This is a genomic window from Kitasatospora sp. NPDC098663 (genome assembly GCF_044760075.1).
GTDB lineage: Bacteria > Actinomycetota > Actinomycetes > Streptomycetales > Streptomycetaceae > Kitasatospora.
Genome location: NZ_JBIWAP010000032.1, coordinates 74,237 through 99,997, shown reverse-complemented (window position 1 = coordinate 99,997; position 25,761 = coordinate 74,237). Strand labels below are relative to the sequence as shown.

The 25,761-nt window shown below is 71.4% G+C and carries 21 protein-coding genes; 5 read left to right on the top strand and 16 right to left on the bottom strand.

Features of this window, described 5'->3' with window-relative positions; translation table 11 throughout:
* Positions 1-288: 288 nt before the first annotated feature.
* The 9 genes from ACIQVZ_RS29760 to ACIQVZ_RS29720 form a co-directional block, all read right to left on the bottom strand.
* On the bottom strand, positions 289-1,812 hold the full coding sequence (locus tag ACIQVZ_RS29760) for a CoA-acylating methylmalonate-semialdehyde dehydrogenase (protein WP_350882849.1): 1,524 nt from the start codon (positions 1,810-1,812) through the stop codon (positions 289-291).
* 274 nt (positions 1,813-2,086) lie between these two features.
* Positions 2,087-2,899 (bottom strand): hypothetical protein, encoded by an 813-nt coding sequence (locus tag ACIQVZ_RS29755; protein ID WP_402454099.1) that lies wholly within the window; start codon positions 2,897-2,899, stop codon positions 2,087-2,089.
* 71 nt (positions 2,900-2,970) lie between these two features.
* Positions 2,971-3,402 (bottom strand): hypothetical protein, encoded by a 432-nt coding sequence (locus tag ACIQVZ_RS29750; protein ID WP_350882853.1) that lies wholly within the window; start codon positions 3,400-3,402, stop codon positions 2,971-2,973.
* Between the two features lie 209 nt (positions 3,403-3,611).
* The gene (locus ACIQVZ_RS29745; RefSeq protein WP_350882855.1) at positions 3,612-5,006 is read right to left on the bottom strand and encodes an FAD-dependent oxidoreductase; all 1,395 of its coding nucleotides are present in this window, start codon (positions 5,004-5,006) and stop codon (positions 3,612-3,614) included.
* 63 nt (positions 5,007-5,069) lie between these two features.
* Positions 5,070-5,873 carry an ABC transporter permease gene (locus ACIQVZ_RS29740; RefSeq protein ID WP_350882857.1) on the bottom strand — a complete coding sequence of 268 codons (804 nt, stop codon included), beginning with the start codon at positions 5,871-5,873 and terminating at the stop codon, positions 5,070-5,072.
* The gene (locus ACIQVZ_RS29735; protein ID WP_402454097.1) at positions 5,873-6,802 is read right to left on the bottom strand and encodes an ABC transporter permease; all 930 of its coding nucleotides are present in this window, start codon (positions 6,800-6,802) and stop codon (positions 5,873-5,875) included. The genes ACIQVZ_RS29740 and ACIQVZ_RS29735 overlap by 1 nt, the downstream gene beginning before the upstream one ends.
* Complete coding sequence (locus ACIQVZ_RS29730; RefSeq protein WP_350882861.1) at positions 6,799-7,941, bottom strand: ABC transporter ATP-binding protein; 1,143 nt, start codon at positions 7,939-7,941, stop codon at positions 6,799-6,801. The genes ACIQVZ_RS29735 and ACIQVZ_RS29730 overlap by 4 nt, the downstream gene beginning before the upstream one ends.
* A gap of 46 nt (positions 7,942-7,987) precedes the next feature.
* The gene (locus tag ACIQVZ_RS29725; protein WP_350882863.1) at positions 7,988-9,238 is read right to left on the bottom strand and encodes a spermidine/putrescine ABC transporter substrate-binding protein; all 1,251 of its coding nucleotides are present in this window, start codon (positions 9,236-9,238) and stop codon (positions 7,988-7,990) included.
* Between the two features lie 67 nt (positions 9,239-9,305).
* Complete coding sequence (locus ACIQVZ_RS29720; protein WP_350882865.1) at positions 9,306-10,817, bottom strand: gamma-aminobutyraldehyde dehydrogenase; 1,512 nt, start codon at positions 10,815-10,817, stop codon at positions 9,306-9,308.
* A 356-nt stretch (positions 10,818-11,173) separates the two neighbouring features.
* On the opposite strand from ACIQVZ_RS29720, the gene ACIQVZ_RS29715 reads away from it, so the two are divergent.
* Complete coding sequence (locus ACIQVZ_RS29715) at positions 11,174-12,829, top strand: PucR family transcriptional regulator (protein WP_350882867.1); 1,656 nt, start codon at positions 11,174-11,176, stop codon at positions 12,827-12,829.
* A gap of 18 nt (positions 12,830-12,847) precedes the next feature.
* Here ACIQVZ_RS29715 and ACIQVZ_RS29710 read toward each other — a convergent pair whose 3' ends face one another.
* The 3 genes from ACIQVZ_RS29710 to ACIQVZ_RS29700 all read right to left on the bottom strand — a co-directional run bounded on the left by ACIQVZ_RS29710 (position 12,848) and on the right by ACIQVZ_RS29700 (position 17,141).
* On the bottom strand, positions 12,848-14,047 hold the full coding sequence (locus ACIQVZ_RS29710; RefSeq protein WP_350882869.1) for a spermidine/putrescine ABC transporter substrate-binding protein: 1,200 nt from the start codon (positions 14,045-14,047) through the stop codon (positions 12,848-12,850).
* A gap of 68 nt (positions 14,048-14,115) precedes the next feature.
* Complete coding sequence (locus ACIQVZ_RS29705) at positions 14,116-15,474, bottom strand: aspartate aminotransferase family protein (protein ID WP_402454092.1); 1,359 nt, start codon at positions 15,472-15,474, stop codon at positions 14,116-14,118.
* A gap of 221 nt (positions 15,475-15,695) precedes the next feature.
* Complete coding sequence (locus tag ACIQVZ_RS29700) at positions 15,696-17,141, bottom strand: gamma-aminobutyraldehyde dehydrogenase (protein WP_350882873.1); 1,446 nt, start codon at positions 17,139-17,141, stop codon at positions 15,696-15,698.
* 301 nt (positions 17,142-17,442) lie between these two features.
* On the opposite strand from ACIQVZ_RS29700, the gene ACIQVZ_RS29695 reads away from it, so the two are divergent.
* The 4 genes from ACIQVZ_RS29695 to ACIQVZ_RS29680 all read left to right on the top strand — a co-directional run bounded on the left by ACIQVZ_RS29695 (position 17,443) and on the right by ACIQVZ_RS29680 (position 21,459).
* Positions 17,443-17,916 carry an Lrp/AsnC family transcriptional regulator gene (locus tag ACIQVZ_RS29695; RefSeq protein WP_030243538.1) on the top strand — a complete coding sequence of 158 codons (474 nt, stop codon included), beginning with the start codon at positions 17,443-17,445 and terminating at the stop codon, positions 17,914-17,916.
* Positions 17,913-19,307, top strand: coding sequence for an aspartate aminotransferase family protein (locus ACIQVZ_RS29690; protein ID WP_350882875.1), 1,395 nt, complete (start codon positions 17,913-17,915; stop codon positions 19,305-19,307). The genes ACIQVZ_RS29695 and ACIQVZ_RS29690 overlap by 4 nt, the downstream gene beginning before the upstream one ends.
* 211 nt (positions 19,308-19,518) lie before the next feature.
* A complete protein-coding gene (locus ACIQVZ_RS29685) occupies positions 19,519-20,274 on the top strand; it encodes an ABC transporter ATP-binding protein (RefSeq protein WP_350882877.1) in 756 nt (251 codons plus the stop codon).
* A gap of 27 nt (positions 20,275-20,301) precedes the next feature.
* Positions 20,302-21,459, top strand: coding sequence for a hypothetical protein (locus ACIQVZ_RS29680; RefSeq protein WP_402454089.1), 1,158 nt, complete (start codon positions 20,302-20,304; stop codon positions 21,457-21,459).
* A gap of 63 nt (positions 21,460-21,522) precedes the next feature.
* Here the strand turns inward: ACIQVZ_RS29680 and rlmN are convergent, their stop codons facing one another.
* The 4 genes from rlmN to pyrH form a co-directional block, all read right to left on the bottom strand.
* Positions 21,523-22,623 (bottom strand): 23S rRNA (adenine(2503)-C(2))-methyltransferase RlmN, encoded by a 1,101-nt coding sequence (rlmN, locus tag ACIQVZ_RS29675; protein ID WP_350882881.1) that lies wholly within the window; start codon positions 22,621-22,623, stop codon positions 21,523-21,525.
* A 117-nt stretch (positions 22,624-22,740) separates the two neighbouring features.
* Positions 22,741-23,925 (bottom strand): phosphatidate cytidylyltransferase, encoded by a 1,185-nt coding sequence (locus ACIQVZ_RS29670; protein WP_402454100.1) that lies wholly within the window; start codon positions 23,923-23,925, stop codon positions 22,741-22,743.
* Positions 23,926-24,218: 293 nt separating this feature from the next.
* Positions 24,219-24,776, bottom strand: coding sequence for a ribosome recycling factor (gene frr / locus ACIQVZ_RS29665; RefSeq protein ID WP_063347665.1), 558 nt, complete (start codon positions 24,774-24,776; stop codon positions 24,219-24,221).
* 98 nt (positions 24,777-24,874) lie between these two features.
* Positions 24,875-25,639 carry a UMP kinase gene (pyrH, locus tag ACIQVZ_RS29660; RefSeq protein ID WP_030056790.1) on the bottom strand — a complete coding sequence of 255 codons (765 nt, stop codon included), beginning with the start codon at positions 25,637-25,639 and terminating at the stop codon, positions 24,875-24,877.
* Between the last annotated feature and the right edge of the window lie 122 nt (positions 25,640-25,761).

The following is a 25,761-nucleotide window of genomic DNA, read 5'->3' as shown; positions in this document are numbered from 1 at the left end:
CTCTAGCCGATCCCCACTCCGAAAAGCGAATCGGCCGCAATCCAATAAAACGAACACGCCGAATAAGAACCAAGCCGCGACAAGACGCGACCCAGTCCGAACCAGGAAATGGTGTTTCAAAAGGATTGGCTACCCCGGGACCGTCCGCGCGGAGATGCGTGTCCGGTGCTCCCAGCCAGGCAGCTCGAAGAACTCTACGCGTGATCGCGGCCGGATGCAAACGAGACACAAAGGGCCGGCCGGACCCCGGGGAGAGGGGTCCGGCCGGCACGACCGCGGGGCGGAGGATCAGCTGTTGGTGGGGAAGCCGAGGTTGATGCCGCCGTGCGAGGGGTCCAGCCAGCGCTGGGTCACGGCCTTGCCGCGGGTGAAGAACTGCACACCGTCCGGACCGTACGCGTGGGCGTCGCCGAACAGGGAGGCCTTCCAACCGCCGAAGGAGTAGTAGGCGACCGGAACCGGGATCGGCACGTTGATGCCGACCATGCCGACCTCCACCTCGAACTGGAAGCGCCGGGCCGCGCCGCCGTCGTTGGTGAAGAGGGCGGTGCCGTTGCCGTAGGGGTTGGCGTTGATCAGCGCCAGGCCCTCGTCGTAGGAGGCGACGCGCACGACGGAGAGGATCGGGCCGAAGATCTCGTCGTTGTAGACGGACATGCCCGGCTTCACGTGGTCGAACAGGGTGGGACCGAGCCAGAAGCCGTCCGAGGTCGGGGCGCCGTTCTCGTCCTCGGCGGTGACCGGGTGCTTGCGGCCGTCCACGGCGAGCTCGGCGCCGTCGGCGACCCCGGACTCGACGTAGGAGGTGACCTTGTCGCGGTGCTGGCCGGTGACCAGCGGGCCCATCTCCGAGTCGCCGTTGCAGCCGGGGCCGACCTTCAGGGTGGCGATCCGCTGCTTGATCTTGTCGACCAGCTCGTCGCCGATCGGGTCGACCGCCACCAGGACGGACACGGCCATGCAGCGCTCGCCGGCCGCGCCGAAGCCCGCGTTGACGGCGGCGTCGGCGGCCAGGTCGAGGTCGGCGTCGGGCAGGACCAGCATGTGGTTCTTGGCGCCGCCCAGGGCCTGCACGCGCTTGCCGTAGCGCGTACCGGTCTCGTAGACGTAGCGGGCGATCGGGGTGGAGCCGACGAAGCTGACGGACTTGACGTCCGGGTGCTCCAGCAGGCGGTCCACGGCGGCCTTGTCGCCGTGGACCACGTTGAAGACGCCGTCCGGCAGGCCGGCCTCCTTCCACAGTCCGGCGAGGAAGTTGGCGGCGGACGGGTCCTTCTCCGAGGGCTTCAGGACGACGGTGTTGCCGGCCGCGATGGCGAGCGGGAAGAACCACATCGGCACCATGGCCGGGAAGTTGAACGGCGAGATGATCGCGACCGGGCCGAGCGGCTGGCGGATCGAGTAGACGTCGACGCCGGTGGACGCCTGCTCCGTGAAGCCGCCCTTGACGAGCTGCGGGATGCCGCAGGCGTACTCGACGACCTCCAGGCCGCGGGCGATCTCGCCGAGCGCATCGGAGTGGACCTTGCCGTGCTCGGACACGATGATCGCGGCCAGCTCGTCGCGGCGGGCGTTCAGCAGCTCGCGGAAGGCGAACAGCACGGTGGTGCGCTTGGCGACCGAGGCGGTGCGCCACTCGGCGAAGGCCGAGGCGGCGGCGGCCACGGCCTGGTCGACCTCGGCGATCCCGGCGAAGTCGACCTGGCCGGCGACCTGGCCGGTGGCCGGGTCGAAGATGTCACCGCGGCGGGGCGCCGCGCCGGCGGTGGCGACGGGCTCGCCGCCGATCCAGTGAGTGATGTGCTTGCTCAAGTCCGTCTGCCTCCGAAGTCCCGGGCGGCGTCCTGCCGCCGGTCCTGTCTGGCGCCGCCCGCGAGTGGGCCGGGCGACGGGATTCACGGGGCTACCGCGTTCGTCTCCAGTCTGGTGGCCACCGCGCCAGGCCTCAACGAACAGGCTGACGGGGATCGCGGATTCAGCCTTACAGGTCGTCCGGTTGCTCGGCCGAACGCGTGAAAGAGCACGAACGTGTGAAGCCGGACCCGCAAGGACGGGCGCAGGAGGACGAAGCGCCGCCACCCCGCGTTCAGGACTCCTCGTCCTCCAGGTACGGGTCGTGCAGACCGTCGGCCGCCTCCTGGGTCTCCAGCAGGTCCAGCCGCAGGTCCTGGGCCCAGGCGAGCGCCCACCGCTTCAACCCGCCGACCGCGCGTGCCGCGACACCCCTGGCCCGGAACCGGCCGTCCGCCGCCTCAGCCAGCGTCTCCAGCCGGTCGGCGAGCACCGCGGGCTGGAAGTCCGCGTCCAATTCGCCTGCCAGCACGAGGAGTTCGCCCTCCCGGTAGCAGTCGGTGAGGGCGTGCACGTCGACCAGGTCCCGCGGCATGCCGCGGTCCACCAGCAGCGCGGTGGTGAGCGCGGCGGCGTCCTCCAGGGCGACGACCGGCAGGACCACCGGCAGGACGACTGGCAGCGCCACCGGCAGGACCGCCGACAGCGCCGCCGCCGGCTCGCCGGACGGGGGCGCGGCGAGGTCGAAGCGCACCGGCCGGTGGGCCAGCGGCTCCTTCCGCAGCTCCACCGAGTGCGACCGCCCACCGAGCGCGAGCCGGACGGTGAGCTGCTCCAGTCGCGGCGTGCCCGGGCGTTCGGCGACCCCGCCGCCGGCCGCGCGGTAGGCCTCGCCCAGCGCGGCGGCCACCTCCGGCAGGTCGGCCCCGCCGGTCACCAGGGTGAGTCCGTCCTGCGGGCAGGCCGCGACGCCGTGGGCGCGCAGCGCGTGCCCACCGGCCAGGGCGAGCCCGTACCGGTCGCAGACGGGGGCCGCCTCTGCGGCGAGGCGCAGCTGGGCCGGGCCCGGTCGAAGGGGCGCGTCGACGGCGTCCGGGGCGGTGGTCACGTTTCCAGTCTGACGCGACCGCCCGCCCCGCGCGCCACCGCCGGCCGGGGCCGGAGCCCGGACCCGGGGGATCACCAGCCGCTGAGCCCGGCCGCGGCCTCGTGCAGGGCGAGTTCCAGCAGCACCGGGTCGTTGAGCCGTCCGGAGCCGTCGGGCGGGACCAGCCAGCGCACCCCGCGGCTGCGGCGCCCGGGGTGCGGGACGATGATCCAGGTGCCCTCCCCCGCGCCGCGCACGCCCGTGCCGATCCAGCGGGCGGCGGTGCCGACGGGGACCAGGAAGCTGACGTGCTCGTCCCCGAAGTCGGTGAGGACGGGGCCGCAGGAGCCGGTGTCCAGGATCTCCAGGGCCGGGCGCCCGAGCCGTCCGGGGACGGAGAGGACGTCCCAGCGGCGGCCGGCCGGCAGCAGCATCAGCCCCAGCCCGGTGCGCTCCCATTGCTCCCGGAAGGCCTCCGGGTCCGGTGTCACCTGGGCGAGCCAGTGCAGTCCGGTGCTCTCCATGCCTGTCCCCATGTCTGTCCCCGCTTCTTGCCGCTGGTTCCGGTCGGGTCGTCCTGGTCAGGACGCGGCGGGGAAACCGAGACCCGCCGTCACCAAGGAGAGGCGGACGGCGGGTCTCTCTTACACGGATAACGCGGATAACGCGGATGACACGGATGGCACGGCGAGCACGGCTAATACGGCGAGCACGGCCAGCACAGACAGCGAGGTCAGCTGTCGAAGCCGAGCCCCATGCGGTCGAGCGTGCGCAGCCAGAGGTTGCGGTGGCCGCCGTTGCGGTCCGCGCGCTCCAGCGAGCGGGTGGTGATCTCGATCCCGGCCCAGCGCACCGGCTCGGGCGGGAACGGCATCGGCTTGCTGCGCACCATGTCCAGCGAGGTGCGCTCGGTGCGCTCGCCGGACAGCAGGTCGAGCATCACCTCGGCGCCGAAGCGCGTCGCGCCGACGCCGAGCCCGGTGTACCCGGCCGCGTACGCGACCTTGCCCCGGTAGGCGGTGTCGAAGAACGCCGAGAACCGGCTGCAGGTGTCGATGGCGCCGCCCCAGGCGTGGGTGAACCGCAGGCCCTCCAGCTGCGGGAAGCAGCGGAAGAAGTGGTTCGCCAGCGTGCGGAAGGTCTCCGGCCGCTGGTCGTACTCGTGCCGGACGTGGCCGCCGTAGTGGTAGACGGCGTCGTAGCCGCCCCACAGGATCCGGTTGTCGGCGGAGAGCCGGAAGTAGTGGAACTTGTTGGCGCTGTCGCCGAGTCCCTGCCGGCCGCGCCAGCCGATCGCGGCGAGCTGCTCGTCGCTGAGCGGCTCGGTCATCAGCGCGTAGTCGTACACCGGTACGACGTACGGCCGGACCCTCTTGACCAGCGACGGGAACACGTTGGTACCGAGTGCGACGCGCCGGGCGAAGACCCGTCCGTACGGGGTGCGGACGGCCATGCCGCTGCCGTACTCCCGCAGGTCGGTGGCCCGGGTGTGCTCGAAGATCCGCACGCCCTGGCCGAGGCAGGCGTCCCGCAGGCCCCAGGCGAGCTTGGCGGGGTGGACCATCGCCACGCCCTCCTTGTCCCAGAGGCCGCCGAGGAAGGTCGGCGAGTCGACCTCGGCGCGCAGTTCGTCGGCGTCCAGGACGGTGATGTCGAAGCCGTACCGGGCGACGGCCTCGGCGATCTCGTGGAGTTCCTCGACCTGGTGCGGCTGGGTGGCGACGTCGATCTCGCCGGTGCGCTCCCACTCGGCGTCGATGCCGTAGCGCTTGAGGGTGGCCTCGATGCCGTCCAGGTTGGCGGCACCGAGGCGTTCCAGCTGGGCGAGTTCGGCGGGCCAGCGTTGCAGGCCGTTGCCGAAGCCGTGGGTGAGGCTGGCCGCGCAGAATCCGCCGTTGCGCCCGGACGCGGCCCACCCGACCTCGTTGCCCTCGACCAGCACGACGTCCAGCGAGGGGTCGCGCTCCTTGGCGATGAGGGCGGTCCACAGGCCGGAGTAGCCGCCGCCGACGACCAGCAGGTCGCAGGTGGTGTCACCGACCAGGGCGGGCAGTGCCGCCGGCCGGCCCGGGTCCTCCAGCCAGAAGGGAGTGGGCCTGGCGTCACTGAGTGCGCGGGCGGAGTCCATGCATTATCAGCCACTTTCTGTACTTAGGCGATGGTTTGTTCGGCCACCACTCCCGACCGTACGTCAGGCGGTGGCCTTCCGGCGGTTGCCCAGCCACTGGCCGCCGACGGTCAGCGCGACGGCGGCGATGAACATCGCGGTGCCGATGACGTTCACCTGCACCGGGATGCCGCGCTGCGACGCGCCCCAGACGAACATCGGGAAGGTGACCGTGGTCGGGCCCGAGTTGAACTGGGTGATGATGAAGTCGTCGAAGGAGAGCGCGAAGCTGAGCAGCGCTCCCGCCGCGATGCCGGGGGCGGCCAGCGGCAGGGTGACCCGCAGGAAGGTCTGGACGGGGGTCGCGTAGAGGTCCTGGGCGGCCTGTTCGAGCCTCGGGTCCATGCTCATCACGCGGGCCTTGACGGCCGTCACCACGAAGCTGAGGCAGAACATGATGTGCGCGATGAGGATGGTGGTGAAGCCGAACGGGATGCGCATGTTGAGGAACAGCGTCCCGAGCGAGGCGGCCATGACCACCTCGGGCATGGCCATCGGCAGGAAGATCATCGCGGTGGTGGCCGAGCGGCCGCGGAAGCGGTAGCGGGCCAGCGCGAAGGCGACCATGGTGCCGAGCACGGTGGCGCCGATGGTGGCGAGCACCGCGATCTGCAGGCTGAGCGAGAGCGACTGGCACATGTCGGCCACGCCGCAGGGGTTGGTCCAGGCGTCGGTGGAGAACTCGTTCCACTCGTAGTTGAACTTGCCGACCGGCTTGTTGAACGAGAAGGCGAGCACGACCAGGTTGGGCAGCACCAGGTAGGCGAGGGCCAGCAGGCCGGCCAGCACCACCAGGTGGGCGCGTATCCACTTGGTAATCCGGGACATCAGACCAGTTCCTCCGTCCCGGCCTTGCGCATGTAGACCGTCACCATGCCCAGGATCAGGGCCATCAGGATGAAGCTCAGTGCGGCAGCCGTGGGGTAGTCGAGCACGTTCAGGAACTGCTTCTGGATGCCGTTGCCGACCATCTGCTCGCTCGGCGAGCCCAGCAGCTGGGCGTTGATGTAGTCGCCGGAGGCCGGGATGAAGGTGAGCAGGGTGCCGGCGACCACGCCGGGCAGCGAGATCGGGAAGGTGACCTTGCGGAAGGTGGTGAACGGCCGGGCGTACAGGTCGCCGGCCGCCTCGTGCAGGCGGGGGTCGATCCGCTCCAGCGAGGTGTACAGCGGCAGGATCATGAACGGCAGGAAGTTGTAGGTGAGGCCGCAGACCACGGCGAGCGGCGTGGCGAGCACCCGGTCGCCGGAGGTGAGGCCGAGCGCGTTGGTGACGTCCAGGACGTGCAGGGTGTTGAGCACCCCGACCACCGGCCCGCCGTCGGACAGGATGGTCTTCCAGGCCAGCGTGCGGATCAGGAAGCTGGTGAAGAACGGCGCGATGACCAGGATCAGGATGACGTTGCGCCAGCGCTTGCTGGCCTTGAAGGCGATCGTGTACGCGAGCGGGTAGCCGACCGCCAGGCAGAGCACGGTGGCGATGCCCGCGTAGGAGAACGAGCGGACGAAGTGCCACTTGTACTCGACCAGGGCGTCCCAGTACGTCGCGAGGTGCCAGGTGACCTTGAAGCCCGCTTCGAGCGAGCCGGTCTGCAGCGAGGTGGACGCCTGGTAGACCATCGGGACGGCGAAGAAGACGACGAGCCAGGCGATGCCGGGCAGCAGCAGCCAGTACGCGGTGAGCTTGCGCTTCGGCTTCCGCGCCGGGTCCGCGAGCGGTATGACCTGTGACGGGGCGGCCGGGGTGGTGGTGGTCATGCGGCCTCCTCCGCGGTGCCCGCGTCGATCGCCTGTGCGGCGTCCAGGGCGAAGGAGTGCGCCGGGTTCCAGTGCAGCAGGACGGGCGCGCCGGGGACGATCCGGGCGTCGCGCTCCATGTTCTGCTCGAAGACGGTGACCTCCTGGCCGCCGTCGGTGCGCACCACGTACTGGGTGGAGACGCCGATGAAGCTGGAGTCGAGGACGGTGCCGGCCAGCCGGTTGCGACCGTCGGCGACCTCGGCGGAGGCGTGCGCGATGGTGATCTTCTCCGGGCGCACGCCCAGGTGGACCTGCCTGGCCTCGGTGGCGCAGCGCGCCTTGGGCACGGCGAGGCGCACGCCGGCCGCGCTGAGCAGCAGGTCGCCGCCGTCGGCGCCGGTGACCTCGGCGGGCAGCAGGTTGGACTGGCCGAGGAAGTTGGCCACGAAGGTGGTGGCGGGGTTCTCGTACAGCTCGGCGGGGGCGCCGAGTTGCTCGACCCGGCCGCCGTTCATCACCGCGATGGTGTCGGCCATCGTCATGGCCTCCTCCTGGTCGTGGGTGACGTGCACGAAGGTGATGCCGACCTCGGTCTGGATCCGCTTGAGCTCCAGCTGCATCTGGCGGCGCAGCTTGAGGTCGAGCGCGCCGAGCGGCTCGTCGAGGAGCAGCACCTGGGGGTGGTTGATCAGGGCGCGGGCGACGGCGACGCGCTGCTGCTGGCCGCCGGAGAGCTGGTGCGGCTTGCGCCGGGCGTACTGGCCGAGTTCGACCAGCTCCAGCATGTCCTCGACCTGCTTCTTGACGTCCTTGCGGCCGCGGCGGCGCAGGCCGAAGGCGACGTTCTCGAAGATGTCGAGGTGCGGGAAGAGCGCGTAGCTCTGGAAGACGGTGTTCACCGGCCGCTTGTACGGGGGCAGGGCGGTGACGTCCTGGCCGCCGATCAGGACGGTGCCGCTGGTGGGCTCCTCCAGGCCCGCGATCATGCGCAGGGTGGTGGTCTTGCCGCAGCCGGAGGCGCCGAGCAGGGCGAAGAAGGAGCCCTGCGGGACGGTGAGGTCGAGCGGGTGGACGGCGGTGAAGGCGCCGTAGGTCTTGCCGATGCCGGTGAGGCGGACGTCGCCGCCGGCGGCCGCGTCGCGCTGCTGGTCTGTCATGGGTGTCTTCCTGGGTTCTCTGCCGGGAGTGGGCCGCGCGTGGGGGTCAGGCGCCGATGAGCTTGGAGAACTTCTGCTCGAAGTCGCTCTCCTCGGTCTCGGTGAGGGTGCGGAACACGTGCGACTTGGCCGCCATCTCGGGGGTGGGTACGACCAGCGGGTTGGCCGCGCTGTCCGGGGCGAGGGTGGCGAGTTCGTCCTTCATCCCGGTCACGGCGGAGACGAAGCCGATGCCCGCGACCAGCTGCGCCGCGATCTTCGGCTGATAGTAGAAGTCGATCAGCTTTTCCGCGTTCGCCTTGTGCTGCGCCCGGGCCGGGACCAGCATGTTGTCCGTCGAGGAGACGTAGCCCTTCTCCGGGATGACGAACTCGATGTCCGGGTTGTCGGCGCGCAGTTGGATCAGGTCGCCGCCCCAGGCGACGCAGGCCGCGATGTCGCCGGAGGACAGCTCCTGGCCGTAGTCGTTGCCGGTGAAGCGGCGGATCTGCTTGCTGTCGACGCCCTTCTGCAACCGGGCGACGGCGGCGTCGTAGTCGTCGGCGGTGAACTTCGCCGGGTCCTTGCCCAGGTCCAGCAGGGTGATCCCGATGCTGTCGCGCATCTCGGAGAGGAAGGTGACCCGGCCCTTGAGGTCGGGGTCGTCCAGCAGTTGGGAGACGCTGGTGACCTCCTTCCCCTTGGTCGCCTTCTTGTTGTAGGCGATGACGACCTGGATGCCGGCCCACGGGTAGGAGTACAGCCGGCCCGGGTCCCAGTCGGGGGCGCGGAAGCGGGAGTCGATGGTGGTGATCGCGGTGGTGACGTTCGCCGGGTTGAGCTTCTGCGCCCAGCCGAGCCGGATCAGCCGGGCGGCCATCCAGTCGGTGAGGACCATCAGGTCGCGGCCGGTGTCCTGGCCGGCCGCGAGCTGCGGCTTGACCTTGCCGAAGAACTCGACGTTGTCGTTGACGTCCTCGTTGTACCTGACCTTGACGCCGGTGGCCGCGGTGAAGGCGTCCAGGGTGCCGTGCTTCTGCTTGTCCTTCTCGTCGGTGTCGATGTACAGCGGCCAGTTGGAGAAGTTGACCACCTTCTCGGTGTCCGAGAGGTCCTTGGCGGCGTTGGCGGTCGAGTCGCCGCCGGCGGTCCTGGCCGCCGGGATCCCGCAGGCGGCCAGCGTGCCCGCACCGGCGGTCAGCGCGGCGGCCCGCAGCAGGGTGCGGCGGCCGATCGCGGCCCGGCCGCTGGTCAGGCTGCGTTCCCAGGCCTTGCGGACCGGTTCGGGCAGACCGTCGGTGAACTCGTTGAACGCCATGGAACGGGCCTCCTGGGGGTAAGAGGTCGAATCGGGGCGCCCTGGGGGCGGCGCCCCTGGGCAGGGGTTATCTGTCTCCGAAGACGGTGCGGTGCCAGTCCTTGCGGGCCACCGCGGTGGTGTCGAACATGACGTGCTTGACCTGGGTGTACTCGTCCAGCGAGTACTGGGACATGTCCTTGCCGTAACCGGACGCCTTGTAGCCGCCGTGCGGCATCTCGCTGATGATCGGGATGTGGTCGTTGACCCAGACGCACCCGGCCGCGATCTCCCGGGTGGCGCGCAGCGAGCGGTGCACGTTGCCCGTCCAGGCGGAGGCGGCCAGGCCGTAGGGGGTGTCGTTGGCCAGCCGCAGGCCCTCGTCGTCGGTGTCGAAGGGCAGCACGACCAGCACCGGGCCGAAGATCTCGCCCTGGACCACCTCGCTGTCCTGGGCGGCGCCGGTGATCAGGGTGGGCGCGTAGTACGCGCCGCGGGTGAGGTCGGTGCCGTCGTGGCCCTTCTCCGGCGCGCGGCCGCCGGTGACCACGGTGGCGTACGAGCGGGCGCGTTCGACGAAGCCGGCCACCCGGTCCCGGTGGGTGTACGAGACCAGCGGGCCGAGGTCGGTGTGCGGGTCGAGCGGGTCGCCGATCCGGATCGCGGCGTACAGCTCGGCCACGCCGGCCACGAACGCGTCGTACAGCGGGCGCTGGACGTACGCGCGGGTGGCGGCGGTGCAGTCCTGGCCGCCGTTGATCAGCGAGGCGGCGACCGCGCCGTGCACCGCGGCGTCGAGGTCGGCGTCGTCGAAGACCACGAACGGAGCCTTGCCGCCGAGCTCCAGGTGGGTGCGCTTGACGCTCCCGGTGGCGAGTTCGGCGACCCTGCGGCCGACCGGGGTGGAGCCGGTGAAGGACACCATGGCGACGTCCGGGTGCGCGACCAGGTGCTCGCCGGTGGTGCGGCCGGCGCCGGTGACCACGTTGACCACGCCGTCCGGGATGCCCGCCTCGGTGCAGGCCCGGGCGAACATCAGCGAGGTGAGCGGGGTCAGCTCGGACGGCTTGAGCACGATGGTGTTGCCCGCCGCGATCGCCGGCAGGATCTTCCAGGCGGCCATCTGCAGCGGGTAGTTCCACGGCGAGATCGAACCGACCACGCCGATCGCCTCGCGGCGCACGTAGGAGGTGTGGTCGCCGGAGTACTCGCCGGCCGCCTTGCCCTCCAGGTTGCGGGCGGCGCCGGCGAAGAACGCCACGTTGTCGATGGTGCCGGGGACGTCGAACTCGGTGGCCAGCTTGACCGGCTTGCCGGTCTGCGCGGTCTCCACCCGGGCGAGGTCGGCGCTCGCCGAGGCCAGCACGGCGGCCAGCGCGGTCAGCGCCTCGGAGCGGGCACCGGGGGTGGCGCGGGACCAGCCGGGCAGAGCCGCCTTCGCGGCGGCCACGGCCGCGTCGACCTCGCCGGTGGTGGCCAGGGCGACCTGCTCGACCACGCTGCCGTCCGCGGGGTTGACGACCTGGAAGGGCTCGCCGCTCCCCCGGGTCTGACGGCCCGCGATGTACTGCGCGCCCGCGCCGAAGTCGGTCAGGTCCATCTGGTTCCTCCAAGTGCCGGTGGGTCGACTGCCACGGCGATTCTCACGGTTGTGCGGTGGGGGAATCCGACCGGTCGATCACCGGGGTTGCGCGATCCTGGCAGTCCGGCGGACTCCGGACAAGGGATTCCGCTGTTGCATTCCGGCAACGCGATGGATTCCGGCGTGAGGTCTGTTTTTCGCCACAGCCGACCCGCTGACCATGCCCGCTGCCGCCCCGGCGTGACAAGGGTCACTGCGACAACCTCGGCAGGTAGGGCCTTACAAGGTGCAAGGGTTCACCGAGGGCGACAGGTCGTCGCCGCGATGGATGATTTACCTGACACTCTGGTCCCCCAAGGCCCTGGAGGCCCGCGATGCTCCCCACCGTCGCCCGCGTGCTCGACCTGGAGGTGATGCGGCGCGGCCTGCCCCAGGTCGTCGCCGGCGCCGACCACCTGGAGCGACCCGTCCGCTGGGTCCACGTGAGCGAACTGCCCGACGTCGCCGGAATGCTCCAGGGCGGCGAACTGGTGCTCACCACCGGCATCGCGTTGCCCGACGACCGCGAGGGCCTGGCCCGCTACGTCCGCGAACTGGACGAGGTGGGGGTCGCCGGACTGGTCGTCGAATACGGCCGGCGCTACTTCGACTCGCTGCCCCGCGCCCTGGTGCACGCCGCCGAACAACGCGGCCTGCCGCTGATCACGCTCCGCCGAGAGCTGCGCTTCGTCGCCGTCACCGAGGCCGTGCACGCGCTGGTGGTCAACGCCCAGCTGGAGCAGCTGCGCGTCTCCGAGGCCGTCCACCAGGTGTTCAACGAGCTGGTGGTGGAGGGCGCCGAGCCGCCCGAGGTGATCCGCCAGGTGGCCCGGATGGCGGGCGCGCCGGTCGTCCTGGAGAACCTCGCGCACCAGGTACTCGCCCACGACACCGCCGGCCGCCCGGAGGTCGAACTGCTGGAGGACTGGGAGCGCCGCTCCCGCGGGGTCCGCCCGCCCGGCCGCACCGGGCACGACCCGCGCAGCGGCTGGCTGGTGACCACGGTCGGCGCCCGCGGCCAGGACTGGGGCCGGCTGGTGCTGGTGCAGGATCCGGGCCCGCTGCCCGAGGACGAGGCCCACCCGCACACCATGCTGCTGGAGCGCGGCGCCTCCGCGCTGGCGCTCAACCGGCTGGTGGTGCGCGACCGGGAGAGCCTGGAACGGCAGACCCACCGCACCCTGCTGTCCGGCATCCTCACCCACGCGCTGACCGTCTCCGAAGTGGCCCTGCGCGCCCAGGCGCTCGGCGTCCCGCTGGAGGGCCGCCGGCTGGTCGGGGTGGTGCTGCGGCAGCGGCGCGGCCCGATCCCGGCCGCCCTGGAGGCGCAGGCCCGGCTGCGCGACTTCACCGAGCTCGCCGCCGGAGCCGTCCGGGCCTGCCGGCTCTCCGCCCTGGTCGGCGCGCTGGACGACGAGGGCGTCGGCGTGCTGATCACGCTCGGCACCCAGCAGGACGAGCACGCCGCCCTGGACGCCTTCTCGGCCACGCTGCGCCGGATGTCGGCCGAGGCCGGCCGGGACGACGCCGCCGCCGCACCGGCCCCGGTGGTCGCGGTCGGCTCCTCGGTCGGCTCCGTCCGGGACGCCCGGCGCACCCTGCTGGAGGCCACCCAGGTCGCCGACGCGGCCCTGCACGACGCGCCCGGCGGCCGGGCCGCCTCGTACTACCGGCTGCCGGACGTCCGGCTGCGCGGCCTGCTCCACCTGCTGCGCGACGACGCCCGGCTGCAGACCTACGTGGAGCGGGAGCTGGGCCCTCTACTGGCCCACGACGCCGAGCACAACGGCCAGTTGGTGCAGATGCTGCGGATCTACCTGGAGCAGGGCCGGAACAAGTCGGCGGCGGCCGACGCCGCGCACCTGTCCCGGCCGTCCTTCTACGACCGCCTGCACAAGGTCGAGCGGATCCTCGGCGTCGACCTCGACCAGGTGGAGTCCTGCCTCTCCCTGCACGTGGCGCTGCTCGCGCTGGACGCCGTCCGCCGCTGATCGCTGCACGCCGGTGGCCTACACGCCGGTGATGCGCCCCCAGACCTTGTGCAGTTCGGGCCGCTCCGCCGAGGTGACGTCGCGCATGGTGTGCAGCCGGGCGCGCATCTCGTCGGTCGGGAAGAGCAGCGGGTTCTCCGCCAGTTCGGCCTTCTCCTTGTCGCCGCTGGCCGCCAGCACCTCGCGGGCGGCCGGCACCGGGCAGATGTACTGGACGAACGCGGCGAGTTCGGCGGCCACCTCGGGCTGGTAGTAGTGGTCGATCAGCAGCTCGGCGTTGCGCTTGTGCCGGGCCCGGTTGGGGACCATCAGGCTCTCCGCCCACAGCTCGCCGCCCTCCTGCGGCACCACGAACTCGATGTCCGGGTTCTGGGCGGTCAGTTGGACGGCGTCGCCGGAGTAGGCCTGGCAGGCGACGGCGGCGCCGGAGGCGAGGTCGCTGGTGTAGTCGTTGCCGGTGAAGCGCCGGATGTGGCCGGTGTCGACCATCTTCTGCACGGTGTCCATCGCCCGGTGCGCGTCGTCCTCGCCGAACCGGGAGACGTCCGCGCCCTGGGCGAGCATCAGCAGCCCGAGCGCCTCGTCCAGCCCGGCGAACAGGGTGACCCGGCCCTTGAGGTCCGGTGCCCAGAGGTCCGCGGTCGACTTCAGCTCCCGGCCGAGCGCCTTGCGGTTGTACGCGATGCCGGTGATCCCGGACTGCCAGGGCACGCTGCGCCGACGCCCGGGGTCGAAGGCCGGGTCGGCGAGCTGCGGGTCCAGGTTGGCGGTGACGTTGGGCATGTTGGCCCGGTCCATGGCCTGCACCCAGCCGAGCGAGACGTACCGGCCGGCCATCCAGTCGCTGACCACCATGAGGTCCCGGCCGGGGTCCGCGCCCTGGGTGAGCACCGGGCTGATCTTGCCGAAGAACTCGTCGTTGTCGTTGATGTCCTCGGTGTAGGTGACCGCGATGCCGGTCCGCTCGGTGAAGGCGTCCAGGGTCGGCCGGTGCCCCTGGTCGTCGGTATCGATGTACTGGGTCCAGTTGGAGAAGGCGAGCCGCTGCTCGCGGTCCGAGCGGTCCTGGACCGAGCGGCGGTCCTCGGCGACGTACGCGGACGGGATGCCGCAGCCGGTCAGCGTGCCGGCGCCGAGCAGCGCGGCCCCGCCGAGCACCGAACGCCGGCGGATCGTACGGGAGTTGTGGGGGCGGGTCGGGGTGGTGCTGCTGGGCATGGGGGAGGCCTCCGGAGCGTGGGACGGCCCCGGGCGTGCGCGACACCCGGGGCCGTCCGGTCGGTACGTCAGACGGTGTGCGCGTCGGCGAGCGACAGCACTTCGTCGAGCACCGCGAGACCGGTCTTGGCCTCCTCCTCGGTGACGGTGCACGGCGGGACGACGTGGAGGCGGTTCATGTTGACGAACGGCCAGAGCCCGCGCTGCTTGCAGGCGGCCGCCAGCTCGGCCATCGGCGCGTTGGCGGCGCCGGCCGCGTTGTACGGGACCAGCGGCTCGCGGGTCCCGCGGTCCTTCACCAGGTCGAGCGCCCAGAACACGCCGAGGCCGCGGACCTCGCCGATCGAGGGGTGCCGCTCGGCCAGCTCCCGCAGGCCGGGGCCGAGCACGGTCTCGCCGATGTGCCTGGCGTTCTCGACGATGCCCTCCTCCGCCATGGCGGTGATGGTGGCGACGGCCGAGGCGCAGGCCAGCGGGTGGCCGGAGTAGGTGAGCCCGCCCGGGAACGCCCGCTCGGCGAAGGTGGCGGCGATCTCGGCGCTGATCGCCACGCCGCCCAGCGGGACGTAGCCCGAGTTGACGCCCTTGGCGAAGGTCAGCAGGTCCGGGGTGGCACCCCAGTGGTCGGCGGCGAACCACTCGCCGGTGCGGCCGAAGCCGGCCATCACCTCGTCGAGGATGAACACGATGCCGAAGCGGTCGCAGATCTCCCGCACCCCGGCCAGGTAGCCCGCCGGCGGGATCAGGATGCCCGCGGTGCCGACCACGGTCTCCAGGATGATCGCGGCGATCGTCCCGGGGCCCTCGAAGGCGATCACCTGCTCCAGGTGCTCCAGCGCGCGCTCGCACTCCTGCGCCTCGTTCTCGGCGTGGAAGTTGGAGCGGTAGGCGTACGGGCCCCAGAAGTGCACCACGCCGGAGACGCCGGTCTCGTTGGCCCAGCGGCGCGGATCGCCGGTGAGGGCGATCGCGTTGGCGGTGGCGCCGTGGTACGAGCGGTAGGCGGACATGACCTTCTGCCGGCCGGTGTGCAGCCGGGCCAGCCGGACGGCGTTCTCGACCGCCTCGGCGCCGCCGTTGGTGAAGAAGATCTTGTCGAGGTCGCCGGGGGTGCGCTCGGCGATCAGCCGGGCGGCCTCGCTGCGCGCCTCGACCGCGAAACCGGGGGCGATGGTGCAGAGCTTCGCCGCCTGCTCCTGGATCGCGGCGACCACCTTCGGGTGCTGGTGACCGATGTTGGTGTTGACCAGCTGCGAGGAGAAGTCGAGGTAGCGGTTGCCGTCGTAGTCCCAGAAGTACGAGCCCTCGGCGCCGGCCACCGCGAGGGGGTCGATCAGCGCCTGGGCGGACCACGAGTGGAAGACGTGCGCGCGGTCGGCGGCCTTGACCGCCTGGCCGGCGGCTGAGTCAGCGGTGGGGATGCTCATGCCGGTAAGGCTAGGGAGTCGCGGCCCCGAAGTGCAGTTTCATCTTGTCAGCCGGTCACGCGAACGGCCGACAGGATGCAAAGACACCGGGCCCGGGTCGAAAGGACCCGGGCCCATTGTCAGTTCACACGATGGACCTTCGATCAGATCGCAGTCATACAGCGCTCGACCGTCACGACCCGCTAGATCGCGGTCATACAGCGCTCGACCGTCACGACCCGCTAGATCGCGGTCATGACGTGCTTCACCCGGGTGTAGTCCTCGAAGCCGTACGCGGAGAGGTCCTTGCCGTAGCCGGACTTCTTGAAGCCACCGTGCGGCATCTCGGCGACCAGCGGGATGTGGGTGTTGATCCAGACGCAGCCGAAGTCCAGGCGGCGCGACATCCGCATGGCGCGGGCGTGGTCCTTGGTCCACACCGAGGAGGCCAGCGCGAAGTCGACGCCGTTGGCGTAGTCGACGGCCTGGTCCTCGTCGGTGAACTTCTGCACGGTGATGACCGGGCCGAAGACCTCGTTCTGGATGATCTCGTCGTCCTGCCGCAGGCCGGAGACGACGGTCGGGGCGTAGAAGTAGCCCTTCTCGCCGACCTGGTGGCCACCGGCCTCGACCTTGGCGTGGGCGGGCAGCCGCTCGATGAAGCCGGCCACCTGCTTCAGCTGGTTGGCGTTGTTCAGCGGGCCGTACAGCACGTCCTCGTCGTCCACGCCGCCGGTCTTGGTCTCGGCCGCGGCCTTGGCCAGCGCCTCGACGAAGGCGTCGTGGATCGACTCGTGCACCAGCACGCGGGTGGCGGCGGTGCAGTCCTGGCCGGCGTTGAAGTAGCCCGCGACCGAGATGCCCTCGACGGCCTCGGCGATGTCGGCGTCCTCGAAGACCACGACCGGGGCCTTGCCGCCCAGCTCCAGGTGGACGCGCTTGACGTCCTTGGAGGCGGACTCGGCGACCTGGATGCCGGCCCGGACCGAACCGGTGATGGAGGCCATCGCCGGGGTCTTGTGCTCGACCATCAGCCGGCCGGACTCGCGGTCGCCGCAGATCACGTTGAAGACGCCGGCCGGCAGCTCCAGGTCCTTGAGGACGCCGCCGATGATCTCGGCGAGCAGGACGGTGGAGGCCGGGGTGGTGTCCGAGGGCTTCAGGACGACGGTGTTGCCCGCGGCGATGGCCGGGGCGAACTTCCAGACGGCCATCATCATCGGGTAGTTCCACGGCGCGACCTGGGCACAGACGCCGACCGGCTCGCGGCGGACGATCGAGGTCATCCCGTCCATGTACTCCCCGGCGGCCTTGCCCTCCAGCATGCGGGCGGCACCGGCGAAGAAGCGGATCTGGTCCACCATCGGACCGATCTCCTCCGAGAGGGTCAGCCCGCGCGGCTTGCCCGTGTTGCGGACCTCCGCCTCGACGAGCTCGTCGGCCCGGGCCTCGACCGCGTCGGCGATCTTGAGCAGCAGCTTCTGGCGGGTGCTCGGGGTGGCGTCGCGCCAGGCCGGGAAGGCGGCGGCGGCCGAGGCCATGGCGGCGTCCACGTCGGAGGCACCGGACAGCGGGGACGTCGCGTAGACCTCACCGGTGGTGGGGTCGACGATGTCGAGCGTCCGGCCGTCCGCCGCGTCGACGAACTCACCGTTGATGTAGTTGCGCAGCGTGCGAAGGTCGCTCACGGGGTCTCTCCTCGGTCTGGGCCTGCGGCGTTGCAGATTCCGGCGCCATGGTACGTCGGCGGGTCCGGCGCGCGAAGGGTGTCGGGTGGCCGGGCCCTGGACGGCGCGGTCCACTGGTTTGGGGGAACGCGCGCTGCGCTGCGGGGCTGCGCGCGTACCGTGCCAGGGTAGCCGCATGACTGCTGGTATCGACAGGTGCGGTACGCGTAGGCGATGAAATCCGTACGCGGATTCCAAGATCACGACGAAATCAGCAGATTCCTCGCTTGCGAACAGGAGAACGATCAGGCACAGTGGCGGCGTGGCCAACCGCGACCGGAACGCGAGCGTTCCCCTCGATGCCGCCTCCAAGGCGATCATCGAGCAGCTCCAGGAGGACGGACGCCGGCCGTACGCCGCCATCGGCAAGGCCGTCGGCCTGTCCGAGGCGGCCGTGCGCCAGCGCGTCCAGAAGCTGCTCGACCAGGGCGTGATGCAGATCGTCGCCGTCACGGACCCGCTCACCGTCGGCTTCACCCGCCAGGCGATGGTCGGCATCCGGGTCGAGGGCGACATCGAGCCCGTCGCCGACGCGCTGGCCGCCCTCGACGAGGTCGACTACGTCGTCTGCACCGCAGGCTCGTTCGACCTCCTGGCCGAACTGGTCTGCGAGGACGACGAGCACCTGCTCGAACTGATCAACAAGCGCATCCGCGCGCTTCCCGGCGTGCGGAGCACCGAGAGCTTCGTCTACCTGAAGCTCCGGAAACAGACCTACACCTGGGGCACCCGATGACAGCCGACCCGGCGCAGAAGGACCTTTCCAAGACCGCCTACGACCACCTGTGGATGCACTTCACCCGCATGTCGTCGTACGAGAACTCCCCCGTGCCGACGATCGTCAAGGGCGAAGGCACCTACGTCTGGGACGACAAGGGACGCAAGTACCTCGACGGCCTCGCCGGCCTGTTCGTCGTCCAGGCCGGCCACGGCCGCGAGGAGCTGGCCGAGGCCGCCGCCAAGCAGGCCAAGGAGCTCGCCTTCTTCCCGGTGTGGAGCTACGCCCACCCGAAGGCCGTCGAGCTGGCCGAGCGCCTGGCCAACTACGCCCCGGGCGACCTGAACAAGGTCTTCTTCTCCACCGGTGGCGGCGAGGCCGTCGAGACCGCCTGGAAGCTCGCCAAGCAGTACTTCAAGCTGACCGGCAAGCCGACCAAGTACAAGGTCATCTCGCGCGCCGTCGCCTACCACGGCACCCCGCAGGGCGCCCTGTCGATCACCGGCCTGCCGGGCCTGAAGGCCCCGTTCGAGCCGCTGGTGCCGGGCACCCACAAGGCCCCGAACACCAACATCTACCGCGCCCCCGCCTTCCTCGAAGGCCCGGACGGCACGGTCGACCCCGAGGCCTACGGCCGCTGGTGCGCCGACGAGATCGAGGTGGCCATCCTCAACGAGGGCGCCGAGACCGTCGCCGCCGTCTTCGTCGAGCCGGTGCAGAACGCCGGTGGCTGCTTCCCGCCGCCGCCCGGGTACTTCCAGCGCCTGCGCGAGATCTGCGACCGCCACGACGTGCTGCTGGTCTCGGACGAGGTCATCTGCGCCTTCGGCCGCCTGGGCACCATGTTCGGCGCCGACAAGTTCGGCTACCAGCCCGACATGATCACCTGCGCCAAGGGCATGACCTCGGGCTACTCCCCGATCGGCGCCACGATCATCTCGGACCGCCTCGCCGAGCCGTTCTACAAGGGCGACAACACCTTCCTGCACGGCTACACCTTCGGCGGCCACCCGGTCTCCTCCGCGGTGGCGCTGGCCAACCTCGACATCTTCGAGCGCGAGGGCCTGAACCAGAACGTCCTCGACAACGAGGCCGCGTTCCTGGGCACCCTGAACAAGCTGCGCGACCTGCCGATCGTCGGCGACGTCCGCGGCAACGGGTACTTCTACGGCATCGAGCTCGTGAAGGACAAGGTCACCAAGGAGTCGTTCAACGACGACGAGGTCGAGCGCGTCCTCTACGGCTTCCTGTCGAAGGCCCTCTTCGACAACGGCCTGTACTGCCGCGCCGACGACCGTGGCGACCCGGTCATCCAGCTGGCCCCGCCGCTGATCTCCAACCAGTCGACCTTCGACGAGATCGAGCAGATCCTGCGGACCAGCCTCACCGACGCGTGGGCGAAGATCTGACCCCCTGATCCTCCTTCCCCACCCTCCGCCGAAGGGCGGTCCCACTCCCCCGGGACCGCCCTTCGGCGTTTTCCGGCGCGGACAGCCGATCAAACATGCCTGATTGCGGGTGATTTGCCCGCGATGGACCAGAGCGCCGCAACCGCACCAGGCCCCAGTCGTTCTAATCTGACGACTGTCATATCCCTGCGGCCACCCAGGATGGAACCTCATGTCAGCGGCACCGCCTGACAACGACGTGCTGTGGGCCCGGGGGATCGTCAAGTCCCATCACGGCACCCCCGCCCTACGGGGCATCTCGATCGGCGTCCGCGAGGGCGAAGTGCTCGCCGTCACCGGCCCGCGCGGCTCCGGCAAGAGCACCCTCCTCGGCTGCCTCTCCGCCCTCCTCACCGTCGACGAGGGCGAGGTCTGGTTCAACAGCGCGCCCGTCCACACCCTCGGCCGGGCCGGACGCGAACGGCTGCGCCGCGACCGCTTCGGCTTCGTCGGCTCCGAACCCCACCTGGTGCCCGAGCTGACCGCCCGGGAGAACGTCGCCCTGCCGCTGCTGCTCGCCGGCGCCGGCAACAAGGCCGCCTACACCGCCGCCGACGAATGGCTGGAACGCCTCGACGTCGGCGAGGTCGCCCGGCAGCGCCCCGACCGGCTGCTCCAGAGCCAGCGCCAGCGGATCGCCGTCGCCCGCGCCCTCGCCCCGCTGCCGCCCGTCGTCTTCGCCGACGACCCCACCGCCCCGCTCCACCGCGAGACCTCCGACCAGGTCCTGCGGATACTGACCAGCGCGGCCCGGTCGCACCAGCTCACCCTCGTCCTGGCCACTCACGACCCCGAGCTCGTCCGGTTCGCGGACCGCGCCGTCGCCCTCGTCGACGGACGGCTCACCGCCCCCGCCGCCCCCGTCCCGCGCGGCCCCGCCGTCCCGGGGGCGGCCGGCGCGTCCGCCGTCTCGGCCACCCGCCGCTGACGACGCCCAGCCGCTGAAAGAGTCGACGTGTTCTATCTCCGTCTGGCCCGGGGCTACCGGGTGCCCGACCTCGGCCGCTGGCTGCTCACCGTGCTGGCCGCCGCCGTGGTCTCCGCCTTCCTGCTGCGCTCCCTCGGCCGGGCGATGAGCGACCCGCTCGGCGGCGAGGACGCGCTTGTGCGACTGCTCTGGTGCCTGCCCCCGCTCGCCGCCGTCGCCTGGTTCGCGGCCGTCTCCGCCCGCGCCGTACCCGCCCAGCGGCCCGAACGGATCACCGGCCTGCGCGCTGCCGGAGCCGGCTCCGGCCGGATCCGCACCCTGATCGCCGGTGAGGTCGTGCTCGCCTGCACCCTCGGCAGCGTGCTCACCCTGCTGGTCTTCCTGGTCCTGCGCAACGACATCGCCGGGCCCGCGCTCGCCGCCGACCTCGGCATGGGCGTACCGCTGCCGGCCGTCGCGCCGGTCGCCCTGCTCGCCCTGGTCCCGCTCACCGCCGGGATCGCCGCCGTCTGCGCCGTCCCGCCCACCGAGTACCTGCCCGGCGGCCGCACCCGCACCCACGGCGGCACCGGCTTCGGCCCGCTGCGGGTCGCCCTGCCGATCGGGCTCGCCGTGATCGGCCTCGCCCTCGAACTCATCGCCCTGCGGCCCGGCGCCGCCGCCGACGGCCGACCGATCCACCTGCCCGCCGGGCTCGGCAGCACCAGCACCGCCGCACTCGGCGGCTGGGCCGCCAGCGCGGTCGGACTCGCCCTGCTCACCGGCCCGTTGCTGGCCTGGGCCGGGCGGCTGCTCGCGCTCGGCCGGCCCACCCCGCTGCGACTGCTGGCCGGCCGCGGACTCACCTCCCAGGCCCGCCGCCTCGGCCCGCCGCTGGCCGTGCTCACCCTCGCCCTCGCGCTGGTGCTCACCACCATCCGCTACTGGATCGGCACGCCCGACAGCGCGGACGTGCTGCCCGCCGTCGAGGCCTGCCTGGTGCTCGGCTGCGCGGCCGCCGCCGTGGCCGCCCGGCTGGCCGAGGTCCGAGCCGACCGCCGGGACGTCACCGACGTACTGCTGCGCCTCGGCACCTCGCCCCGGCTGCTGTTCGGCGCGGTCGCGCTGCGCACCCTGGCGGTGGGCACCACGCTGCTGGTGACCGGCGGGGCGACCGCCGCACTGGCGGCCGCCGGCCTGCGCTGACCTCTCGGCCGGCGCTGACCCGCCGGCTTTCGCCGACCTGCCGGCCTGCGGTGACCCGTCGGATCAGCCCGCCGCGGCGAGCTGGCCGCAGGCGCCGTCGATCTCCTGACCACGGGTGTCGCGGACGGTCGTCGGCACCCCGTGCGACTGGAGCCGGCGGACGAACTCGCGCTCGTCCTCGGGCCGGGAGGCGGTCCACTTGGAGCCCGGCGTCGGGTTCAGCGGGATCAGGTTGACGTGCACCCGGTGGTTCTTGATCAGCCGGCCAAGCAGGTCCGCCCGCCACGCCTGGTCGTTGATGTCCTTGATCAGCGCGTACTCGATGGAGATCCGCCGGCCCGACTTCTCCGCGTAGTTCCACGCGGCGTCCAGCACCTCGGCGACCTTCCAGCGGGTGTTCACCGGCACCAGCTCGTCGCGCAGCTCGTCGTCCGGGGCGTGCAGCGACAGCGCCAGGCGGCAGCTGAGGCCCTCGTCGGCCAGCCGGTTCATCGCCGGGACCAGGCCGACGGTGGACACCGTGACACCGCGCTGGGACAGGCCGAAACCGTCCGGCGCCGGGTCGGTCAGCCGACGGATCGCAGCCAGCACCCGGTTGTAGTTGGCCAGCGGCTCGCCCATGCCCATGAAGACCACGTTCGACAGCCGCGCCTCGCCGCCGGGGATCTCGCCGGCCTTGAGCGCGCGCATCCCGGCGGCGATCTGCTCGACGATCTCGGCGGTGGACAGGTTGCGGGTCAGCCCGGCCTGGCCGGTCGCGCAGAAGGGGCAGTTCATGCCGCAACCCGCCTGCGAGCTGATGCACATGGTGACGCGGTCCGGGTAGCGCATCAACACCGACTCGACGAGCGTGCCGTCGAAGAGCTTCCAGAGCGTCTTGCGGGTGGTGTCGTCGTCGCAGGACACGTGCCGCACGACCGACATCAGGTCCGGCAGCAGGCTCCCGGTGAGCTTCTCCCTGCTGGCGGCGGGGATGTCCGTCCAGCCCTCCGGGTCGTTCGACATCCGGCCGAAGTAGTGGTTGGAGAGCTGCTTGGCGCGGAACGGCTGCTCGCCCAGCTCGGCGACGGCCTCCTTGCGCTCGGCGGGGCTCAGGTCGGCGAGGTGTCGCGGGGGCTTGGCGCCGCGCGGCGCGACAAAGGTGAGTTCTCCGGGCTTAGGCATGGTTCATCCAGTGTCGCAGACGCCGGGAGCAGGCCGGGACGTGCGAGGGCCCCGGACGCGCAGGCGTCCGGGGCCCTTCCGCCGCTCGCGGCCGGAGGCCGGGTCGAGGGCGGGACCCTAGCTGCCGACGAAGGCCGCCAGCAGCAGCCAGACCACCGGGGCGGTCGGCAGGAGCGAGTCCAGCCGGTCCATGATGCCGCCGTGGCCGGGCAGCAGCGTGCCCATGTCCTTGATGCCGAGGTCGCGCTTGATCATCGACTCGCCCAGGTCGCCCAGGGTCGCGGTGACCGCCGCGCAACCGCCCAGGATCAGGCCCTGCCACCAGCTGCCGCCGTCGATGATCAGCTCCATCAGCACGGCGCCCGCCAGCATCGACAGGCCGATGCCGCCGGCCAGGCCCTCACGGGTCTTGCCGGGGCTGATCGTCGGGGCGAGCTTGGTCTTGCCGAACTTGTAGCCCACGGCGTAGGCGCCCGTGTCGCTGCAGATCGTGACGATCAGGAACAGCACGATCCGCTGGGGGCCGTCGTCGGCCGCCAGCATCAACGCCACGAACGTGGCCAGGAACGGCACGTAGAAGGCGGTGAACACCCCGGCCGTTATGTCCCGCAGGTAGTCCTCCGGCGGCTCGGCCATCCGCCAGACCATCACCGCCAGCCCGGTCAGCGCGAGCGAGGCCGCGGCCCACTGCACCCCGGCCCAGTAGCCGGTGGCGATCATGGCGATGCCGCCCGCGACCAGCGGCACCAGCGGCGCCTTGATCTGCTTGCGCTCAGCGAGCCGACTGGTCAGCTCCCAGACGCCGACCGACACCGCGGCCATCACGACGAACAGGAACAGCGCCTTCACCACGAACAGCGAGGCGATGATCACCGCACCGAGACCGACCCCCACGCCTATCGCGGCCTGGAGGTTACGGCCACCGCGCTGCTTGCGCGGCTGCGGCTGCGGGGCGGACTGGGCGGCCACGGGTGTCTCCTGCCCTGGATGGGACGACGGCACGAAGTGGGGCTGCCCGGCCGCCGGGTGACTCGGCGGCGGCGCGGGAGGCACCGGAGCCCCGGGGCGCGGCGGGGCGCCGCGGCCGGGGGTGGCGTCATCGGTTATCGCGCGCAGCACGACCGTCTCCGTCACACCCGGCACCGCCGCCTCGGACCGGTCGTCCCGGAACAGCGGGCCGCTCAGCCGACCGGCCTCCCGGGACTGACCGGCGGCGGGGTCACCCGGCCGGCCGGAGCCCGCCGGCGGGCCCTGCTCCGGCACGCCGGGGAACGGGCCGGGGCCCGCCGGTACGGGAGGCATGACCTGAGTCTCCTCCGCGTCGCCGCCCCAGTACACCGGAGGCTGCTGCGAGTGATCCGAACGGTGGCCGGGGTCACCCGGCGCGCCGCCCGGCGCACCCGGGTGGGCGGCCCCGCCGCCCGGGTGACCGGGGTAGCCCTGGGCCTGCGGCGGCGCCGGGTACTCGCCGTACCCCGGCGCCGGGTGCGCCTGCTGCAGAGGAGCCTGCGGCCGGGGCTGCGGCGCCGGGCGGTAGGGCTGGAACTGCTGGTCGGACGGGCCCCAGTAGCCAGGGGCGTCAGGGGCGTCGTTCATCAGACTTCGAGCAGCTCGGCTTCCTTGTGCTTCAGCAGCTCGTCGACGGCGGCCACGTACTTGGCCGTGGTGTCGTCGAGCTCCTTCTCGGCGCGGCGGCCGTCGTCCTCGCCGACCTCGCCGTCCTTGACCAGCTTGTCGATGGCGTCCTTGGCCTTGCGGCGCACCGCGCGGATCGAGACCTTCGCGTCCTCGCCCTTGCCCCGGGCCACCTTGATGAACTCCCGGCGGCGCTCCTCGGTCAGCTCGGGCAGCACCACCCGGATGAGGGAGCCGTCGTTGGACGGGTTGACGCCCAGGTCGGAGTCGCGGATCGCCTGCTCGATCGCCTTCAGCGCGGTCTTGTCGAACGGCGAGACGACCGCCATCCGGGGCTCCGGCACCGAGAACGAGGCCAGCTGGTTGATCGGCGTCACGGTGCCGTAGTACTCGGCGACGATCTTGGCGAACATCGCCGGGTGGGCACGGCCGGTGCGGATGGCGGCGAAGTCGTCCTTGGCGACGGCGACGGCCTTCTCCATCTTCTCCTCGGCTTCGAGGAGGGTCTCTTCGATCACTGTGATCTCCCTGTCCGGTTCATCTGCGATTGTCCCGACCGGTGTCGGCGTCGAGGCCGGTCACGGCGACGGCGCCGTCCCGTACGGCTGATTGCTGCTCAGGCCCGGACAGAATCCTGGCTGATGAGTGTGCCGATCTTCTCACTCTTCACCGCGCGCGCGATATTGCCCTCCGCCAGCAGCTCGAAGACCAGCATCGGGAGGTTGTTGTCCTTGCACAGCGTGATCGCGGTGAGGTCGGCGACCTTGAGGTCGCGCGCGATGACCTCGGAGTACTCCAGCGCGTCGAACTTCACCGCGTCCGGGTTGGTCCGGGGGTCCGAGTCGTAGACGCCGTCCACGCCGTTCTTGCCCATCAGCAGGACGTCGGCGTGGATCTCCAGGGCCCGCTGGACGGCGGTGGTGTCGGTCGAGAAGTACGGCATGCCCATACCGGCGCCGAAGATCACCACACGGCCCTTCTCCAGGTGCCGGACGGCCCGCAGCGGCAGGTACGGCTCGGCGACCTGGCCCATGGTGATCGCGGTCTGGACCCGGGTCTCGATGCCTTCCTTGACCAGGAAGTCCTGCAGCGCCAGGCAGTTCATCACGGTGCCGAGCATGCCCATGTAGTCGGAGCGCGCCCGGTCCATGCCGCGGACCTGCAACTCGGCGCCCCGGAAGAAGTTGCCGCCACCGATGACCACCGCGACCTCGGTACCGGCACGGACGACGGTGGCGATCTCCCGGGCGATCGCGTGCACGACGTCCGGGTCGACGCCGAGTCCGCCACCACCGGCAAAGGCTTCACCGGACAGCTTGAGCAGCACCCGGCGGCGCGAGCCGGCCTTGGGGTCCTGCGCGGTCTCCTGCGTCTCCTGCATGGACTTCTCCTTTTTGCACCTACTGGCTCACAGGCGCGGGTGTGCGGATGCCCGGCCTGCGCGTACGCGAGAGGAGGCCACTGCCGCGGGAACCGGTTCGGTGTCCTGCACGGCAATGGCCT

Bases quoted from the DNA above. Each gene is read 5' to 3' on its own strand.
- ACIQVZ_RS29750 (WP_350882853.1), bottom strand. From the start codon at position 3,402: ATGGAGAGCACCGGACTGCACTGGCTCGCCCAGGTGACACCGGACCCG.
- ACIQVZ_RS29745 (WP_350882855.1), bottom strand. From the start codon at position 5,006: ATGGACTCCGCCCGCGCACTCAGTGACGCCAGGCCCACTCCCTTCTGG.
- ACIQVZ_RS29740 (WP_350882857.1), bottom strand. From the start codon at position 5,873: ATGTCCCGGATTACCAAGTGGATACGCGCCCACCTGGTGGTGCTGGCC.
- ACIQVZ_RS29735 (WP_402454097.1), bottom strand. From the start codon at position 6,802: ATGACCACCACCACCCCGGCCGCCCCGTCACAGGTCATACCGCTCGCG.
- ACIQVZ_RS29730 (WP_350882861.1), bottom strand. From the start codon at position 7,941: ATGACAGACCAGCAGCGCGACGCGGCCGCCGGCGGCGACGTCCGCCTC.
- ACIQVZ_RS29725 (WP_350882863.1), bottom strand. From the start codon at position 9,238: ATGGCGTTCAACGAGTTCACCGACGGTCTGCCCGAACCGGTCCGCAAG.
- ACIQVZ_RS29720 (WP_350882865.1), bottom strand. From the start codon at position 10,817: ATGGACCTGACCGACTTCGGCGCGGGCGCGCAGTACATCGCGGGCCGT.
- ACIQVZ_RS29715 (WP_350882867.1), top strand. From the start codon at position 11,174: ATGCTCCCCACCGTCGCCCGCGTGCTCGACCTGGAGGTGATGCGGCGC.
- ACIQVZ_RS29710 (WP_350882869.1), bottom strand. From the start codon at position 14,047: ATGCCCAGCAGCACCACCCCGACCCGCCCCCACAACTCCCGTACGATC.
- ACIQVZ_RS29705 (WP_402454092.1), bottom strand. From the start codon at position 15,474: ATGAGCATCCCCACCGCTGACTCAGCCGCCGGCCAGGCGGTCAAGGCC.
- ACIQVZ_RS29690 (WP_350882875.1), top strand. From the start codon at position 17,913: ATGACAGCCGACCCGGCGCAGAAGGACCTTTCCAAGACCGCCTACGAC.
- ACIQVZ_RS29685 (WP_350882877.1), top strand. From the start codon at position 19,519: ATGTCAGCGGCACCGCCTGACAACGACGTGCTGTGGGCCCGGGGGATC.
- rlmN (WP_350882881.1), bottom strand. From the start codon at position 22,623: ATGCCTAAGCCCGGAGAACTCACCTTTGTCGCGCCGCGCGGCGCCAAG.
- ACIQVZ_RS29670 (WP_402454100.1), bottom strand. From the start codon at position 23,925: ATGCCTCCCGTACCGGCGGGCCCCGGCCCGTTCCCCGGCGTGCCGGAG.
- pyrH (WP_030056790.1), bottom strand. From the start codon at position 25,639: ATGCAGGAGACGCAGGAGACCGCGCAGGACCCCAAGGCCGGCTCGCGC.